Source organism: Brevundimonas sp. NPDC007368 (assembly GCF_042869015.1).
Taxonomy (GTDB): domain Bacteria; phylum Pseudomonadota; class Alphaproteobacteria; order Caulobacterales; family Caulobacteraceae; genus Brevundimonas.
Genome location: NZ_JBIAFA010000001.1, coordinates 145,134 through 160,121, shown reverse-complemented (window position 1 = coordinate 160,121; position 14,988 = coordinate 145,134). Strand labels below are relative to the sequence as shown.

Genomic DNA, 14,988 nt, shown 5'->3' with positions numbered 1-14,988 from the left:
GCGGTTCGGTTAAGGCTTGGCCCTATGCTGACGGTTAACGCCGCCTTAGCGGTCGACGCAGGCGTCCAGCCCGGCCTCGCGCACCGTGCCCATGGCGGCCTGGATGCGGCTGGCCCGTCTGCGGACATAGGGGCCAGGCGAGGCCGCCTTGTAGCGGCGCGGGCTGGGCAGGATGGCGGCCAGGCGGGCGGCTTCGCGCGCCGTCAGGTTCTCGGCGCTCTTGCCGAACCAATGGCGCGAGGCGGCCTCGGCGCCATAGACGCCCGGCGCCCACTCGGCGACGTTAAGATACATCTCCATGATCCGGCGCTTGCCCCAGACCAGTTCGATCAGGCCCGTGTAGCCGACCTCCAGCCCCTTGCGGACCCAGTCGCGGCTCGGCCAGAGGAAGACGTTCTTGGCCGTCTGCTGGCTGATGGTCGAGGCGCCGCGCCGCTTGTCGGAGCCCCGCTGCTCGGCCCGTTCATTGGCCTCCATCGCCTTCTGGATGGCCTCGACGTCAAAGCCGTGGTGCTGACAGAAGCGGGCGTCCTCGGCGGCGATCACGGCCTCGACCAGACGCGGCGAGATGTGGTCCAGCGAGCGCCAGCGATAGTCCATGCCATGGCCGGCGGCCGCCTGCTTGACCATCAGGATGGTGAACAGCGGCGGCACGAAACGGTGCAGCACCACCCCGCCGACCGGGATCAGGGCCAGGATCAGCAGCAGGGTCAGCAGCGGGCGCCGCTTGCGGGTCTTCGCACGGGTCATGCCGCCATCCTGCCGGGCTCAAGCTTCAGCGCAAGCGCGATCTCAGAGCGAGACCACGCCCGCCTGCCCGTCCTCGTCAGCCCAGGCGACGCGGGCCGCGCCGGAACTCATGGCCAGGGCGACGATGGGCGCGCCCTTGTCCTTCTTGATGAAGTCCAGCCCCTGCCCCGCCGGATCGGCCCACCAGACGCGGCCGTCCTCCAGTCCCGCGGCCAGACGACCGTGGGCGGGCGCGGCGGCGACCTGGGCGATCAGGGTCGTCTCATCAAAGCCGATCTCGGTCGCCTCGCGACCCATCGGGCCGTTGGCGCCGATGAAGGGCCACAGCACCACGCCCTGGGCGCCGGCCGTGGCCAGCAGCTGCCCCTTGGCCAGGAAGGCGAAGCTCTTGATCTTGGACGGATAGCCGCCCATCCGCATGTTCTTCTGATCCTTCAGGCGCCAACCGTGCATCTGATTGTCCTGCATGGCGGTGACGACGAAGGCGCCGTCCGGCGAGAAGCCGACCGCCAGGTGCGAGCCCGCCCAGGCCATCTTGACCGGCTGCTGCTGCTCGATGCGCGCATACCACAGCCAGGCCCCGCCATAGGTCGAGGTGGCGATGCGCCGCCCCTTGGGATCAAAGGCCACGCCCGAGACGGTGCGCTCGTGCTGGAAGTCGCGACGGAAGGCGGCGTCCTTGCTGTCGATCACCGACAGGGTGCGCCCGGCCGAGAAGGCGATCAGGCCGCTTTCCGTCGAGGCGGCGATGGAGTCGATCCATTGCCCCTTGGCCGTGGCCAGCAGGACCGCCTCGCCCTCGCGGCTCCACACCACCTTGCCGTCGTCGCCGCCGGTGACGATGCCCTCGCCCGAGGGGTGGACGCAGGCGCACAGGACGGCCCCGTCGTGGACCTCGCTGCGGGCGCCGTTCTCGAACCGCACCGAGCCGTCGCCCAGGGCGAAGATGGCGCCCGTCTTGTCGAACAGGGCGGCGGTGACCTGGGCGTCGAAGGAGAAGGTCGGCATGTCGGCTCACGCAAGGCAGGGAAAGTCAGACGCGCCTCATAGCCTCATGCGTCGCGTCTGTCGCGCGCTGGCCGATCTTAGGCCTATAGAGACGCCCATGACCCTGCTGCTCATTCCCGGCTTCATGGCCGACGCCACCCTGTGGGACGCCATGACCGACGATCTGGCCCCCTTTGCGCCGCTGGTCGCGACCGACCTGAGCCGGGGCGAGGACATCGAGACCATGGCCGCCGCCATCCTGAGCGACGCGCCCGACCGCTTCGTCGCCGTGGGCTTTTCGATGGGCGGCTATGTGGCGCGGGAGTTGGCGCGGATCGCGCCGGACCGGGTGACGGCCCTGATCCTGATCGCCACCTCGGCGCGCGGCGACACCGAGGAACTGATCCGCCAGCGCCGCTCGGCCCTCAAGGCCGCGCCCAAGGCCTTCAAGGGCCTGAGCCGCCCGGCCATCGTCTCGTCCCTGCATCCCGATCTGGCGGGGGATGAGGCGATGATCGCGCGGGTGCGCGACATGGGCTTGAGGCTCGGCGGCGAGGTCTTCCACCGTCAGTCGGCCATGGCTCGGGCCGGCGACCTCGACCGGCTGGGCGAGATCCGTCAGCCGACCCTGATCGTGGCGGCGGACGCCGACCGCCTGCGTGGGGCGGACGAGGCCGAGGAGTTGCATCGGGGGATTGCGGGTTCGACGCTGGTTCACGTCGCGCACAGCGGGCACATGATCCCGCTGGAACAGCCGCCGGCGCTGGCGAGGGTGATGACGGACTGGCTGGCGCGCCTGCCCGTCACCTGATCCTCAGGACTTGTGCGTCTCGACCCAGCGCTGCGTCATCAGCGCGCCCGAGGCATAGGCTTCCTGAAGCTCGACGCTCCAGTAGTTGAGCATGTCCAGCGGGATGGGGACGCCCGAGACGGCGCAGACAACGTGGTCGCCGCCCTTGATGATCTCGAACTCGGGCGTGCCGTAGATCAGCCTGGCCTCGACCCGGGCTCTGGGCGGCGGGTTCATGCCGCGCAGGCCTCGAACCCGGCCTTCAGCTCGGTCTCGTTCAGGTCGCGACCGATGAAGACCGCGCGGCTCCAGCGGCGCTCCTTGTCGCCCCAGGGCTGCTGCAGGTCGCCTTCAAGGATCATGTGCACGGCCTGGAAGACCAGACGGCGGTCCTCGCCGTCCACGTCGATGATGCCCTTGGCGCGCAAGATATTCTGCCCCTGCTCGCCCAGCAGCTTGTCCAGCCAGGCGGTGAACCTGGCGCCGTTCAGCGGTCGGTCCAGCGTCAGGGAGATGCCCTTGATGTCGTCGTTATGGGCGTGGCCGCGCGGGCCATGCTCGTGATGGTCATGACCATGATCATGGTCGTGGCCGCAGTGCTCGTCATGGACGTGGTCATGCCCGTGATCGTGACCGCAGTGTTCGTCGTGGACGTGGCCCTCCGCGCCGTGGGGCGGGTTCACGAAGTCCGGCTTGACCTCGAGGATGCGCTCCAGATCGAAGGCGTGCAGGCCCAGGACCTGATCCAGCGGCACGTTCGAGCGCTCGGCGCGGACGATGGGGGCCAATGGGTTGAGGGCGCGCAGGCGGGCCTCGACGGCGGCCAGTTGGGCCTCGTCCACCAGGTCGATCTTGTTCAGGATGATGCGGTCCGCGAAGGCAACCTGCTCGCGCGCCTCCTTCGAGTCATCCAGACGCGCCATGACGTGCTTGGCGTCGACCAGGGCCGTCACGCTATCCAGCTGGGTCTTGGCCTTGACCTCGTCGTCGACGAAGAAGGTCTGGGCCACCGGGCCGGGGTCGGCCAGGCCGGTCGTCTCAACGATGATGGCGTCGAAGGCCGGCTTGCCGGGGCGCTGGCGCTTCATCAGACCGTTGACCACGCGGATCAGGTCGCCGCGCACCGTGCAGCAGACGCAGCCGTTGTTCATCTCGAACACGTCCTCGTCGGCGCCGACCACCAGGTCGTTGTCGATGCCGATCTCGCCGAACTCATTGACGATGACGGCGTAACGCTTGCCGTGGTCCTCGGTGAGGATGCGGTTCAGCAGGGTGGTCTTGCCGGCGCCGAGGTAGCCGGTGAGGACGGTGACGGGAGTCTTCTGGGTCATGGGCGGCTAGATGGCGGCTAGAGGGCCGGAAGGGAAGAGGCGTCGGGCGCTTAACAGGTCGGACAATCCGGCAGGGCGCCGCTTTCCAGCTGGAAGGTGGTGTGGCTGACGCCGAAGCGGCTGCGGGCCACGGCCTGCGCCTCGACCAGCAGGGCGTCGGCGTCGGCTCGCTCATGGACCAAGTGCGCCGTCAGGGCCGTGTCCGTGGTCGACAGGCCCCAGACGTGCAGGTCGTGCACGGCGCTGACGCCCGGCAGGGCCAGAAGAGCGTCGCGGACCTGATCGACCTCGACCCCGTTCGGCGCGGCGTCCAGGGCCAGATTGACCGAGTCCTTCAAAAGGCCCCAGGTCCCGATCATGATGACGACGACAATGCCCAGGCTGACCAGGGCGTCGATCACGGCCCAGCCGGTCAGCAGGATGACGGCGCCCGCCACCACCACGCCCAGGGACACCGCCGCGTCGGCCATCATGTGCAGATAGGCCCCGCGCACGTTCAGATCCTTGTGCTGGTCCTTCATGAACAGCAGGGCCGTACCCAGGTTGATGACGAAGCCGATGCCCGCCACCACCATGATGACGCCCGACGCCACCGGCGCGGGCTCGGCCAGACGGCGCGCCGCCTCGAAGGCGATGGCTCCGCAGGCGAAGATCAGCAGAAGCGCATTGCCCAGGGCGGCCAGCACGGTGGCCTTGCCGTATCCATAGGTGCGCTTGGGCCCCGCCGCGCGCCGCGCCAGCCAGGCGGCGCCGCCGGCCATGGCCAGGCCCAGGACGTCGGACAGGTTGTGACCCGCATCGGCCATCAGGGCCGTCGAATCGGCCCAGAGTCCGGCCCCGAACTCGCAGGCCACGAAGGCCAGGTTGACGATCAGGCCGACAGCATAGCGCCAGTCGCCGGTGTCCACCGGTCCATGATGGTGCCCGCCGATCCCATGCGAATGGCCGTGGTCATGTCCATGCCCATGACTATGACTATGGCCATGCGAATGGTCGTGGCCCGCGTGCGCGTGGTCGTCATGGTCGTGTGCGTGATCGTGCGCCATGCCACCCCTCTAGGCCCGCCCGCCGCGTCGCGTCAACGACAACGAACATAAGTCATTGAATGTAAATATATAACCTATCAGCGCCTCAGTGCTGGTGCGCCATCACCAGGAAGCCGATCAGGATCAGGGCCACCCCCAGAATAGCCCCTTCATAGCGCGCCCAGCGCTCCAGCCGCAGGATGGAGTATCCGGCGCTGGCGAGCGCCGCCAACAGGGTCATGCCCAGCACGGTCCCCGCCGCGAAGGCGAGCGTCAGCAGCCCCAGAGCCATGACCCCCTCGGTCGCTGACGACAGATAGATAGGCAGCAGGACCTCGCCCGGCGTCACCGCCATCATCAGCACCAATCCCCAGAAGGCGGCCCGATCCGACACGGCCGGCTCAGGCACCTCGGCCTCCGGCCCTGTCGCCGTGATCGGCTTCTGCAGCGAGGCCCGCGCCAGATAGAAGGCGCCGAACAGGAACAGCAGGGCCGCCGACAGGTGCGGCAGCAGGCCGCCGATCCAGGCGTTCAGCGCCAGCCCCGCCGCCACGATCAGCGACCCGACCAGGGCGGTGGACGCGATGTGCGCCAGCCCCGCCGTCACCGCCACGGTCATGACCCGCATCAGGCTCCACCGCTGCGCCCGTCCCACCAGAACGAACGGCAGCCAGTGGGTCGGCAGGGCGGCGTGGAGGAAGGCGGCGACGAATCCCCCGCCCAGCAAGGAGATCAGTACGGGCTGCTGAAGATCGGGCGACGACATTCCGCGCCTTCTATACTGTTACTTTGTAACGGTCGAGAGCCGATCCGAACGAATCTCCCTTGCGCGCCCTCTCACGCGCGGGCGTTCTTCCTATTGCGGATGAACGACAAATCAGACCACATCATCGCTGCAGCGCCGCCTGCGCGGGGTTTTAGCCCTGAATGCCGCCCTTTCGCGTTGACTCTGGCGCGCCCTTCCGTATATGTCGCCGCTCTTCGCCCGCAGGGTCTCCTAGCGGGCGCATTCTTTTTTGCGTTCACGCTGAGGCTTCCAAATGTACGCGGTGATCAAGACCGGCGGAAAGCAGTACCGGGTTCAACCGGGCGATGTGATTGTTGTCGAGAAGATCGACGGCGACGCTGGCGCTGCCGTCAATTTCGGTGAAGTCCTCATGCTGGGCGGCGACAAGGGTGTTACGGTCGGCGCTCCGCTGATCGACGGCGCCGCTGTCGCAGCCACGCTGATCGAGACCCGCAAGGGCGAGAAGATCAAGATCTTCAAGAAGATCCGTCGTCAGGGCTACCGCCGCACGAACGGCCACCGCCAGATGGAATCGGTCCTGCGCATCACCGGCATCGAAGGCGCCGGCGAGAAGGCCAAGTGGGACGGCAAGGTCGAGCTGATCACCAAGGCTGAAATCAACGCTCGCGCCCGTGGCCTGGCCCCGCGCGTCGAGGCTGTCGAAGCCGAGGCCCCGAAGGCCAAGAAGGCTCCCGCCAAGAAAGCCGCCAAGGCTGAAGGCGCCGAAGCCTAAGGTATTCACCGGCGCTGGATCAGCGCCAGACCAGATCGTCAGGGTGCGCTCAATCAGGCCGAATGGCCGGTAGCGCCCCAAGAAGAGGAGCAGCAAGATGGCTCACAAGAAATCCGGTGGTTCGTCGCGTAACGGTCGCGACTCCGAGTCGAAGCGCCTTGGCGTGAAGAAGTACGGCGGCGAGAAGGTTCTGGCCGGCAACATCCTCGTGCGTCAGCGCGGCACCACCTTCCACCCGGGCGACAACGTCGGCCTGGGCCGCGACCACACCCTGTTCGCCACGGCGAACGGCTCGGTGAAATTCACCACCAAACGTGGCGGTCGTTGTTACGTGTCGATTCTCGCGGCCAACGACGACGCTCAGGCCATGGCCGCCGAGTAACGCGAACTGGACCAAAATCCGGGATCGCGTTGCTCTTAGAAGCCGCGATCCGGACCAGGGAAAATATTCCGCGGGGAGTCTGGATCACCAGGCTCCCCGTTTGCGTTTCCCCGCCTCGCTGACCGCCCGAGCCCTGATGAACAAGGACGGCGGTCGCACCAAAGGGGCGTGACCCATGTGCGTGATTGAAACTTCTCCCGTCGTCGAAACCCGGCGTCTCATCCTGCGTGCGCCGGGCGCCCAGGACGTCAGCCGCATCGCGGCCCTGGCCAACGACCGCGACATCGCGCGCATGACCAAGCGCATGCCCCACCCCTTCCAGGTCCAGGACGCCGAGGACTTCGTCCTGCACGTCGCCTCCCAGGACCCGAAGCGCGCCAACACCTTCGTCATCGAGCACGAGGACCTGGGTCCGGTCGGCGTCATCGGCCTGTTCGAGGGCGAGGACGCCGTGCCCGAGGCCGGCTACTGGATCGGTCGCGAGTTCTGGGGTCGGGGTTTCGCCACGGAAGCCCTGGAAGGCGCCCTGGTCTGGGCCTCGAAGCGGTGGAAGCGCCGCGCCCTGGTCGCCGGCCACTTCGCCGACAACCCCGCCTCGGGCCGCGTGCTGGAGAAGGCCGGCTTCCTCTATACGGGGGAGACCCGCCCCGCCTTCAGCCAGGCGCGCGGCGCGATCGCCGATACCCGGATGATGGTCTGGCTGGCCTGATAGAACGCTGATTTCGCGGGAATTTCGGTCAACGGTGCAGTTTTTTCAGAGATCGGAAAAAAGCCTGTTGACCGCCCCGAAGCTCCCCCCTATTAGATCGCTCCTCGGCGGGGCGACCCACCGGGCCCAGATGGCGGAATTGGTAGACGCGCTGGCTTCAGGTGCCAGTGACTTAACGGTCGTGGAGGTTCGAGTCCTCTTCTGGGCACCATATTCTCAAGCGGCGTCGCATCCGATCGGATGCGGCGCCGTTTGTCATTTCAGCCCCCTGCTTCATCACCCATAACGGCGAAGGTCGGCGCTGCGTCCTAGCGATAGCGCGCGGTTCGTCTATGTTGTCGCCCTGAACGACCACCCGAGTTTCCAAGCATGACCGTTTACCTGCACGAAGGCGACCTGCCCGACGGCCTCGACCTCGGCCCTGAGGTCGCGATCGATTCAGAGACCATGGGCCTGCGCTTCCGCCGCGACCCCCTGTGCGTGGTGCAGCTGTCCTCGGGGAACGGCGACGCCCATGTCGTGCGGTTGAACCGCCCCGGTTACGACTGCCCCAACCTGAAGCGCCTGCTGGCCGACCCCAAGGTGCTGAAGATCTTCCACTTCGGCCGCTTCGACATCGGCATGTTCGACCTGCATCTCGGCGTCGAGACCCGCCCGGTCTATTGCACCAAGATCGCCTCCAAGCTGGCCCGCACCTACACCGACCGTCACGGCCTGAAGGACGTGGCGCGCGAACTGGCCGGGGTGGACATGTCCAAGGCCCAGCAGAGCTCGGACTGGGGCTCGCCGGTCCTGTCTCAGGCCCAGCTGGACTACGCCGCCTCGGACGTCCTCTATCTGCACGCCATCAAGGCGAAGCTGGACATCATGCTGGATCGCGAAGGCCGCGCCGAGCTGGCCCGCGCCTGCTTCGACTTCCTGCCCACGCGCTCGCGCCTCGACCTGGCCGGTTGGGACGAGATCGACATCTTCGCCCACGCCTGAGCAGCCCATGAGCGACCGCGACGCCCAGGAAGCACGCAAGCGCGCCGACGAGGCCCGGGTGGCCCTGGCCGGCGAGCGTTGGCGTGCGCGTTCGCGTCGGGTGAAGCTGTATCGTCGCGTCCTGCCCATCATCATCCTGATGCTGGCGGGCGGGGCCCTGACCTGGACCGTGTTTCGCACCGTCATGTCGGGCGTGGAGCGCAAGGCCAGCGAAAGCCGCGAGATCCGCCTGGACAACCCCATGTTCCACGGCCAGGACGCCCAGGGGCGCTCCTTCGTCATCGGGGCCAAGGGCGCGATCCGCGATCCCGCCACGGGCCACTTCCGTCTGGTCGGCCCCCTGCTCCGCCTGAACCTGGGCGGTCGCAAGGTGACGGAACTGACCGCCGACGGCGGCACCTATATCGAGACCAGCCGCAAGGTGGTGATCGGGCCGAACGTCAAGATATCCGACGGCGGCTCCGGCTTCGTCCTGACCACGCCGGAAGCCGTGGTCGACACCAACACCGGCGTGGTGACGGGCGACAAGGGCGTCCAGGGGCGAGGCCCCCTTGGAACGATCAATGCTTCGTCCTATGCCATCTATGATCAGGGCCAACGGGTCGTCTTCAGCGGCCAGGGCGAAAACAAGATGAGCGGGACCATCAATCCCGCAGGATCCGACAGATGACCATGTCCAAGTCGAACACCATGATCGCAGGCGCCGCCCTGCTTCTGGCCCTGACGGTCCCCGCGACCTCGGGCGCCCAGAGCAACCGCGCCGACGCCTCCAAGCAGCCAGTCCAGTACGGCGCCGACGGCGGCGAATACACGCCCAACGGCTTCGCCCTGCGCGGCCGTGCCGAACTGACGCAAGGCGGCAACCGCCTGCGGGCCGACGCCATCTCCGGCGTCACGGCCAACGGCGACCTGAGCCGGGTCGAGGCGACAGGCAATGTCTATTTCGTCACCCCGGACCAGAGCATGCGCGGCGACCGCGCCGTCTACACCCTGAGCAACGCCGAGGTGGTGGTGACGGGCGACGTCATCCTGACCCAGGGCAAGAACGTCCTGACGGGCAATCGTCTCGTCTATAACGTCCGCACCGAGACCGCCCGCATGGAAGGCGGAAACGGCCGCGTGCAAGGCGTCTTCTATCCGCAAGGGAACTGACCCCGCTTGGCGCGCAAGGAACTCTCAGCCCTCAACCTCGATCAGACGGACGCCGTAGCGCCCGTCGCCGAAGAGGCGCGCCAGACCGGCCTGCGCGTCGAGCACATCGCCCGCAGCTTCGGCCAGCGTCAGGTGGTGCGCGACGTCTCCCTGACCGTCCAGCGCGGCGAGGTCTGCGGCCTGCTGGGCCCCAACGGCGCAGGCAAGACCACCTGCTTCTACATGATCACCGGCCTGATCCCGGCCGACAGCGGTGCGATCTGGCTGGACGGTGAAGAGATCACCCAGCAGCCCATGTATCAGCGCGCCCGCATGGGCCTGGGCTATCTGGCGCAGGAAGCCTCTATCTTCCGCGGGATGTCGGTCGAGCAGAACATCAAGGCCGTGGTCGAACTGCACGAGAAGACCGCCGCCGGGGTCCGCGACGAAACGACCCGCCTGCTGGAAGAACTGCGCATCGACCATCTGCGCCACGCCCCGGCCACGGGCCTGTCGGGCGGCGAGCGGCGCCGCGTCGAGATCGCCCGGGCGCTTGCCGCCCGGCCCAGCTTCATGCTGCTGGACGAACCCTTCGCCGGCATCGACCCCCTGGCCATCGCCGACATCCGTCATGTGATCCGCTATCTGTCCAGTCAGGGCATCGGCGTGCTGATCACCGACCACAACGTCCGCGAGACCCTGGACATCATCGACCGCGTCTCCATCATCTCGGCCGGTTCGGTCCTGTTCGAAGGCACCGCCGACGAGGCCGTTCACGACGCCGAGGTCCGCCGCGTCTATCTGGGCGAAATGTACGCCTGACGCGTTGCGGCGTTCTGGCGAACCCGCCGTTCGCCAGACGTTAAGGTCTCTGCCGCACGATCCCAGCAAGAACCGGGCCACTTCGCCCGTCGGAGGGATTGAAGCGCCGTGATCGGTCAGAGGCTGGAGGTCAGACAGGGGCAGGGGCTGGTCATCACGCCCCAGCTGCAGCAGGCGATTAAGCTGCTGCAACTGTCGAACCTTGAGCTGGAGGCCTTCGTCGAGGGCGAGCTGGAACGCAACCCCCTGCTGCAGCGCGACGAGGGCGAAGCCGGCGGCGACAGCTCCGCCGAAGCGGTCGAGGCCGCCGCATCAGGCGACGCCGCCGAGTTGCAGTTCACCGAGCCCTCGGGCGAGGCCGAGCAGGCCATGGATGCCCGCACCGAGGACCTCTATGACGACGCGCCTGGCGAACGCGACGTCGAGCGCAAGCGCGACGCGGGCGAAACCGGCGAACAGCCAGGCCTGTCCGACTGGTCGCGCGCGGGCGCCGGCGGCGGTCTGGACGGCGAGGGACTGGAGCGTGCCGACACCCGTGACGCCACCCTGTGGGAGCATCTGCAGGCCCAGGCCTCGTCCGCCGGTTTCAGCCCTGCCGACCACGCCATCGCCCTGACCCTGATCGACGCTACCGACGAGGGCGGCTATCTGCGCGGCGAATTGCAAGAGATCGCCGACCGGTTGGGCGTCGACCTGGCGCGTATCGAGGCGGTTCTGGCCGTCTGCCACGGCTTCGAGCCGACCGGCGTCATGGCCCGCTCGGCCCCTGAATGCCTCAAGCTTCAGCTGATCGAGCGCAACCGCTTCGACCCGGCCATGGAAGCCCTGCTCGACAATCTTGAGCTTCTGGCGCGCCGCGATCTGGCCGCCCTGCGCAAGGTCTGCGGCGTGGACGCCGAGGATCTGGCCGAGATGATCGCCGAGTTGAAAGGCCTGACGCCGCGCCCCGGCGCCGGCTTCGGCGGCGAACCGGCCCAGACGGTCGTGCCCGACGTCCACGTGCGGCCGGATCCGGCCGGCGGCTGGCGGGTGGAACTGAACACAGACACCCTGCCCCGCCTCCTGATGGACAAGCGCTATCACGGGGTCGTCGCGGCCGGGGCCCGTTCGGAGACCGAAAAAGCCTATGTCGCCGACTGCGCCGCCCAGGCCAGCTGGCTGGTGAAGTCGCTGGACCAGCGCGCCAAGACCATTCTGAGGGTCGCATCCGAAATCGTGCGCCAGCAGGACGCCTTCCTGGCCTTCGGCGTCGAGTTCCTGCGCCCCCTGACGCTGAAGACGGTGGCCGACGCCATCGAGATGCACGAATCGACGGTCAGTCGCGTCACCTCGAACAAATACGTCGCCACCCCGCGCGGCGTTTTCGAGCTGAAATTCTTCTTCACGGCGGCCATCCAGTCGTCTGACGGCGGCGCCTCCCACTCGGCCGAAGCGGTCCGCCATCGGATCAAGACCATGATCGACGGCGAGGCTGCAGACGGCGACGTGCTGAGCGACGACCGGATCGTCGAGATCCTGAATGAGACCGGCATCGACATCGCCCGCCGCACCGTGGCGAAATATCGAGAAGCCCTTAGAATTCCGTCCTCTGTCCAGCGTCGACGCTTGCTGAAGGCCGGCTGATCACGCTGCGGCGAAGCGTCACCACAAATCGGTGATCGGCGTTGACACCAAACGCGACCCGTCGCGTTCTATGCCTATGCAGATCCAAGTCAGCGGCAAGCAAGTGGATGTCGGCGAAGCGCTAAGCTCGCGCATCTCCCAGGAACTCGAAGAGGGAGTCGGCAAGTATTTCGCCCGTGGCGGCGAAAACGCCGAGGTCGTGGTGTCCAAGGACCGTCACGGCTTCCGCGTCGATTGCTGGGTCCGTCTGGCCTCGGGCCAGAGCCTGGTGACCACCGGATTCGGCGGCGACGCCCAGGGCGCCTTCGCGGACAGCCTGGACAAGCTGGAAAAGCGCGTCCGTCGCTACAAGCGTCGCCTGAAAGACCATCACATCGGCCCCAAGGGTCTGTCGCCCGAGAAGACCGAGGATGCGGCCCGCGAAGTCGCCGCCATGACCGTCTTCCGCAACCCCGACACGGTCGAGGATGAGGCGTTCGGCGAGGCCGGCGCCCCGGATGAACCGCCGCCCGTCGGCATGGTCATCGCCGAAACCGAATCGGAAATCCGCACCATCACGGTCGGACGCGCAGTTCTGGAACTGGACATGACCGGCTATCCGATCGTCATGTTCCGTAACGCGGCGCACGGCGGCCTGTCGGTCGTCTATCGCCGTCCGGACGGCAATGTCGGCTGGATCGATCCGGAGCGGACGCTCAAGGCAAAGAACGGCTCAGGAGCGTAAGGCTTCCCCGCGGAGGGCGAAGGCGCTAGAAGACGCCTCGCCCTTCCGCAATGTCGGGTACCAAGGTTCGGGGTGATTATGGACATCGCTGATTTGCTGTCGTCGGGCGGGATCGTCCTGCGGGGCGGCGTGTCGTCCAAGCGACAGGCGCTGCATACCGTGGCCGAGGCCGCGTCGGTCGCGCTGGGCATTGACGAAGATCGGGCGCTGGACGCCCTGCTCGAGCGCGAAGCCCTGGGCTCGACGGGGCTCGGCTCCGGGGTGGCGGTGCCGCACGCGCGCATCAAGGGCCTGGACCGGGTCTGCGCCGTCTTCGTGCGCCTGGACACCCCGGTGGCCTACGAGTCGCTCGACGATCGCCCCGTGGACCTGATGTTCGCTCTGTTCGCCCCGCTGAACGCGGGCGCCGAGCATCTGCGGGCGCTGGCGGCGGTGTCGCGCGCCATGCGTTCGCCGGAACTGCGCGAACACCTGCGTCAGGCCCGCACGGTTGACGCCGTGCGCGCCCTGTTCGTCAAGGACGCGCCCGCCACAGCCGCCTGAGGCGATTGCGCCCCCACGCCGGCAAACCGGCCGAAGGCGTCTTCTGAAATCAGTGAGCCGAGACCGGCTCCAGCTCATGAGCGGCGGCGGCGGCGAAGGCTGTCTCGCGATCCAGCATGACGGCCAGCCGCTCGCCGTCTGCGCCATGGACCGCGTAGAGAATCTGATCGGGATCAATGTCCACGCCGGGTCCGACCTCGACGTGCGCGTCCTCCATCAGGTCGGAAGCGCGAATGGCCCGCACATAGACCAGGTCGGGCGCGCCCAGACCGGCGAAATCTGTCTTGTTCATCACAGGCGTCATAGGACCGCCTCCTTACGCTTGACTGAACGCCCGGCCAGCCGGGCGGTTCGACGGCTTCTCAAGCCGTCGTGATCGGAATGCGGCGGACCTCCCGGTCCTGTTCAGGCCGAACCAGATCCACATGCAGCAGTCCGTGTTCAAGCTTCGCCTCGGCCACCTCCAGCCCGTCGGCCAGCACGAAACTGCGGACAAAACCGCGAGCCGCTATGCCGCGATGCAGGAAGGCCTGCTCGCCTCTGCCCGCCTCGTCGCGCTTGCCCGCGATGGTCAGCTGGCGGCCGTCCAGGGTGATGGCCAGTTCATCCGGCGCGAACCCGGCCACGGCCAGGCTGATCCGCACCGCCGCGTCGCCGACCTGCTCGACATTGTAGGGCGGATAGCTTTCCGCGGCGGCCTTGGCCGCTCGGTCGATCAGGGCTCGGGTGTGATCGAAGCCGAGAAGGAAGGGGCTGTCGAACAGGATGGTGCGCGTCGTCATCGGTCCTCGCAAACAAGCGACCCGGTCGTCCATGTCCTCCCTGAGGCGGCGAGGGCGTGCGACCGTTTGCAACAAATGGTTATGGGCGGCGTCACGGTCAACCGCGCGGCTGGCTGTCCTCCTCATTCACGTGACATGCAGGTTGGAACCTTCACCGTAGAGCTACGTTTTTCGGCCTGATCGCCGCAACAAAGGACACTCCATGCGCGCCAAGCTCATTGTCGCCAGCGTCAGCATCGCCGCCATGCTCGGCGCCGCCGCCTGCACCACGACCGACCCCTACAGCTCGACCCCGACCCGCAACAACACCGGCACCGGCGCCATCGCCGGCGCGCTGGGCGGCGCTCTGCTGGGCTATCTGACCAATACCTCCAGCGGAGAACAGGGCCGCAAGAACGCCCTGATCGGCGCCGGCATCGGCGCCCTCGCCGGCGCGGGTGTCGGCCAATACATGGACCGCCAGCAGCGCGCTCTGGAAGCCGAACTGTCCGGCACCGGCGTCGGCGTGGCGCGTCAGGGCGACAACCTGGTTCTGCGCATGCCGTCCGACGTGACCTTCGCCACCAACCAGTCCAGCCTGGACAGTCGCTTCCTGCCGGTTCTCGACGACGTGGCTCGCGTGCTGCAGGAATACGACCGCTCGATGGTCGACGTCATCGGTCACACGGACGCCTCGGGCGGCGACGCCATCAACCAGCCGCTGTCGGAGCGCCGCGCCTCTTCGGTCGCCTCCTACCTGATCGACCGCGGCGTGATCCGCGAGCGCCTCTATGTCGCGGGCATGAGCGCGCGCAATCCGATCGCCTCGAACGACACCCCCCAGGGCAAGGCCCAGAACCGTCGCGTCGAGATTCTGATCCGCCCGTTCACGGGCTGATTGAGCGA

General features: G+C 67.5%; 21 protein-coding genes and 1 tRNA gene. 13 read left to right on the top strand and 9 right to left on the bottom strand.

The window, feature by feature from the left end; genetic code table 11:
* Positions 1-45: 45 nt before the first annotated feature.
* A complete protein-coding gene (gene mtgA / locus ACFYLW_RS00785; protein ID WP_390182461.1) occupies positions 46-750 on the bottom strand; it encodes a monofunctional biosynthetic peptidoglycan transglycosylase in 705 nt (234 codons plus the stop codon).
* 42 nt (positions 751-792) lie between these two features.
* The gene (locus tag ACFYLW_RS00780; RefSeq protein ID WP_390182460.1) at positions 793-1,758 is read right to left on the bottom strand and encodes a WD40 repeat domain-containing protein; all 966 of its coding nucleotides are present in this window, start codon (positions 1,756-1,758) and stop codon (positions 793-795) included.
* 97 nt (positions 1,759-1,855) lie between these two features.
* Here ACFYLW_RS00780 and ACFYLW_RS00775 point away from each other — a divergent pair, with 97 nt between their 5' ends.
* Complete coding sequence (locus tag ACFYLW_RS00775) at positions 1,856-2,548, top strand: alpha/beta fold hydrolase (protein WP_390182459.1); 693 nt, start codon at positions 1,856-1,858, stop codon at positions 2,546-2,548.
* Between the two features lie 3 nt (positions 2,549-2,551).
* On the opposite strand, the gene ACFYLW_RS00770 is transcribed toward ACFYLW_RS00775, so the two are convergent.
* From ACFYLW_RS00770 to ACFYLW_RS00750, 5 genes are all read right to left on the bottom strand, one after another.
* A complete protein-coding gene (locus ACFYLW_RS00770) occupies positions 2,552-2,764 on the bottom strand; it encodes a DUF2093 domain-containing protein (protein WP_390182458.1) in 213 nt (70 codons plus the stop codon).
* Complete coding sequence (locus ACFYLW_RS00765) at positions 2,761-3,858, bottom strand: CobW family GTP-binding protein (protein ID WP_390182457.1); 1,098 nt, start codon at positions 3,856-3,858, stop codon at positions 2,761-2,763. The genes ACFYLW_RS00770 and ACFYLW_RS00765 overlap by 4 nt, the downstream gene beginning before the upstream one ends.
* A 50-nt stretch (positions 3,859-3,908) precedes the next feature.
* Entirely contained in the window at positions 3,909-4,766 is an 858-nt protein-coding gene (locus tag ACFYLW_RS00760; protein ID WP_390182456.1) for a cation diffusion facilitator family transporter, read from the bottom strand.
* Positions 4,730-4,879: a hypothetical protein gene (locus ACFYLW_RS00755; RefSeq protein ID WP_390182455.1), complete on the bottom strand. Its 150-nt coding sequence runs from the start codon at positions 4,877-4,879 to the stop codon at positions 4,730-4,732. Before ACFYLW_RS00755 ends, ACFYLW_RS00760 begins: the two co-directional genes overlap by 37 nt.
* Before the next feature lie 110 nt (positions 4,880-4,989).
* The gene (locus ACFYLW_RS00750) at positions 4,990-5,649 is read right to left on the bottom strand and encodes a hypothetical protein (protein ID WP_390182454.1); all 660 of its coding nucleotides are present in this window, start codon (positions 5,647-5,649) and stop codon (positions 4,990-4,992) included.
* A 274-nt stretch (positions 5,650-5,923) separates the two neighbouring features.
* Between ACFYLW_RS00750 and rplU the strand changes: the two genes are divergently transcribed.
* The 11 genes from rplU to ACFYLW_RS00695 all read left to right on the top strand — a co-directional run bounded on the left by rplU (position 5,924) and on the right by ACFYLW_RS00695 (position 13,321).
* Positions 5,924-6,403, top strand: a complete 480-nt coding sequence (gene rplU / locus ACFYLW_RS00745; RefSeq protein ID WP_003163928.1) for a 50S ribosomal protein L21 — start codon at positions 5,924-5,926, stop codon at positions 6,401-6,403.
* Between the two features lie 97 nt (positions 6,404-6,500).
* Positions 6,501-6,785, top strand: coding sequence for a 50S ribosomal protein L27 (gene rpmA / locus ACFYLW_RS00740; RefSeq protein ID WP_292083812.1), 285 nt, complete (start codon positions 6,501-6,503; stop codon positions 6,783-6,785).
* 175 nt (positions 6,786-6,960) lie between these two features.
* Positions 6,961-7,494 carry a GNAT family N-acetyltransferase gene (locus ACFYLW_RS00735; RefSeq protein ID WP_313101326.1) on the top strand — a complete coding sequence of 178 codons (534 nt, stop codon included), beginning with the start codon at positions 6,961-6,963 and terminating at the stop codon, positions 7,492-7,494.
* Between the two features lie 124 nt (positions 7,495-7,618).
* Positions 7,619-7,705 (top strand) — tRNA-Leu (locus ACFYLW_RS00730).
* A 158-nt stretch (positions 7,706-7,863) separates the two neighbouring features.
* Positions 7,864-8,478, top strand: coding sequence for a ribonuclease D (locus tag ACFYLW_RS00725; RefSeq protein WP_390182453.1), 615 nt, complete (start codon positions 7,864-7,866; stop codon positions 8,476-8,478).
* A 7-nt stretch (positions 8,479-8,485) separates the two neighbouring features.
* Positions 8,486-9,148, top strand: a complete 663-nt coding sequence (lptC, locus tag ACFYLW_RS00720; protein WP_312064192.1) for an LPS export ABC transporter periplasmic protein LptC — start codon at positions 8,486-8,488, stop codon at positions 9,146-9,148.
* Positions 9,145-9,630: an LptA/OstA family protein gene (locus ACFYLW_RS00715; RefSeq protein ID WP_390182452.1), complete on the top strand. Its 486-nt coding sequence runs from the start codon at positions 9,145-9,147 to the stop codon at positions 9,628-9,630. Before lptC ends, ACFYLW_RS00715 begins: the two co-directional genes overlap by 4 nt.
* A gap of 6 nt (positions 9,631-9,636) precedes the next feature.
* Positions 9,637-10,431, top strand: a complete 795-nt coding sequence (gene lptB, locus ACFYLW_RS00710) for an LPS export ABC transporter ATP-binding protein (RefSeq protein ID WP_292083817.1) — start codon at positions 9,637-9,639, stop codon at positions 10,429-10,431.
* Positions 10,432-10,539: 108 nt separating this feature from the next.
* Positions 10,540-12,054 carry an RNA polymerase factor sigma-54 gene (rpoN, locus tag ACFYLW_RS00705; RefSeq protein ID WP_390182451.1) on the top strand — a complete coding sequence of 505 codons (1,515 nt, stop codon included), beginning with the start codon at positions 10,540-10,542 and terminating at the stop codon, positions 12,052-12,054.
* A 76-nt stretch (positions 12,055-12,130) separates the two neighbouring features.
* The gene (hpf, locus tag ACFYLW_RS00700) at positions 12,131-12,778 is read left to right on the top strand and encodes a ribosome hibernation-promoting factor, HPF/YfiA family (RefSeq protein WP_292083819.1); all 648 of its coding nucleotides are present in this window, start codon (positions 12,131-12,133) and stop codon (positions 12,776-12,778) included.
* A 78-nt stretch (positions 12,779-12,856) separates the two neighbouring features.
* Positions 12,857-13,321 (top strand): PTS sugar transporter subunit IIA, encoded by a 465-nt coding sequence (locus tag ACFYLW_RS00695; RefSeq protein WP_292083820.1) that lies wholly within the window; start codon positions 12,857-12,859, stop codon positions 13,319-13,321.
* Positions 13,322-13,370: 49 nt separating this feature from the next.
* Here ACFYLW_RS00695 and ACFYLW_RS00690 read toward each other — a convergent pair whose 3' ends face one another.
* Entirely contained in the window at positions 13,371-13,625 is a 255-nt protein-coding gene (locus ACFYLW_RS00690; RefSeq protein ID WP_390182450.1) for a DUF1150 family protein, read from the bottom strand.
* A 58-nt stretch (positions 13,626-13,683) separates the two neighbouring features.
* Positions 13,684-14,103 carry an Hsp20 family protein gene (locus ACFYLW_RS00685; RefSeq protein ID WP_390182449.1) on the bottom strand — a complete coding sequence of 140 codons (420 nt, stop codon included), beginning with the start codon at positions 14,101-14,103 and terminating at the stop codon, positions 13,684-13,686.
* 202 nt (positions 14,104-14,305) lie between these two features.
* Between ACFYLW_RS00685 and ACFYLW_RS00680 the strand changes: the two genes are divergently transcribed.
* Positions 14,306-14,980: an OmpA family protein gene (locus ACFYLW_RS00680; RefSeq protein ID WP_292083823.1), complete on the top strand. Its 675-nt coding sequence runs from the start codon at positions 14,306-14,308 to the stop codon at positions 14,978-14,980.
* The last annotated feature ends 8 nt before the right edge of the window (positions 14,981-14,988 follow it).

Coding starts and splice junctions, on each gene's coding strand:
- mtgA (WP_390182461.1), bottom strand. CDS start 750: ATGACCCGTGCGAAGACCCGCAAGCGGCGCCCGCTGCTGACCCTGCTG.
- ACFYLW_RS00780 (WP_390182460.1), bottom strand. CDS start 1,758: ATGCCGACCTTCTCCTTCGACGCCCAGGTCACCGCCGCCCTGTTCGAC.
- ACFYLW_RS00775 (WP_390182459.1), top strand. CDS start 1,856: ATGACCCTGCTGCTCATTCCCGGCTTCATGGCCGACGCCACCCTGTGG.
- ACFYLW_RS00770 (WP_390182458.1), bottom strand. CDS start 2,764: ATGAACCCGCCGCCCAGAGCCCGGGTCGAGGCCAGGCTGATCTACGGC.
- ACFYLW_RS00765 (WP_390182457.1), bottom strand. CDS start 3,858: ATGACCCAGAAGACTCCCGTCACCGTCCTCACCGGCTACCTCGGCGCC.
- ACFYLW_RS00755 (WP_390182455.1), bottom strand. CDS start 4,879: ATGACGACCACGCGCACGCGGGCCACGACCATTCGCATGGCCATAGTC.
- ACFYLW_RS00750 (WP_390182454.1), bottom strand. CDS start 5,649: ATGTCGTCGCCCGATCTTCAGCAGCCCGTACTGATCTCCTTGCTGGGC.
- rplU (WP_003163928.1), top strand. CDS start 5,924: ATGTACGCGGTGATCAAGACCGGCGGAAAGCAGTACCGGGTTCAACCG.
- rpmA (WP_292083812.1), top strand. CDS start 6,501: ATGGCTCACAAGAAATCCGGTGGTTCGTCGCGTAACGGTCGCGACTCC.
- ACFYLW_RS00735 (WP_313101326.1), top strand. CDS start 6,961: ATGTGCGTGATTGAAACTTCTCCCGTCGTCGAAACCCGGCGTCTCATC.
- ACFYLW_RS00725 (WP_390182453.1), top strand. CDS start 7,864: ATGACCGTTTACCTGCACGAAGGCGACCTGCCCGACGGCCTCGACCTC.
- lptC (WP_312064192.1), top strand. CDS start 8,486: ATGAGCGACCGCGACGCCCAGGAAGCACGCAAGCGCGCCGACGAGGCC.
- ACFYLW_RS00715 (WP_390182452.1), top strand. CDS start 9,145: ATGACCATGTCCAAGTCGAACACCATGATCGCAGGCGCCGCCCTGCTT.
- hpf (WP_292083819.1), top strand. CDS start 12,131: ATGCAGATCCAAGTCAGCGGCAAGCAAGTGGATGTCGGCGAAGCGCTA.
- ACFYLW_RS00695 (WP_292083820.1), top strand. CDS start 12,857: ATGGACATCGCTGATTTGCTGTCGTCGGGCGGGATCGTCCTGCGGGGC.
- ACFYLW_RS00690 (WP_390182450.1), bottom strand. CDS start 13,625: ATGACGCCTGTGATGAACAAGACAGATTTCGCCGGTCTGGGCGCGCCC.
- ACFYLW_RS00685 (WP_390182449.1), bottom strand. CDS start 14,103: ATGACGACGCGCACCATCCTGTTCGACAGCCCCTTCCTTCTCGGCTTC.
- ACFYLW_RS00680 (WP_292083823.1), top strand. CDS start 14,306: ATGCGCGCCAAGCTCATTGTCGCCAGCGTCAGCATCGCCGCCATGCTC.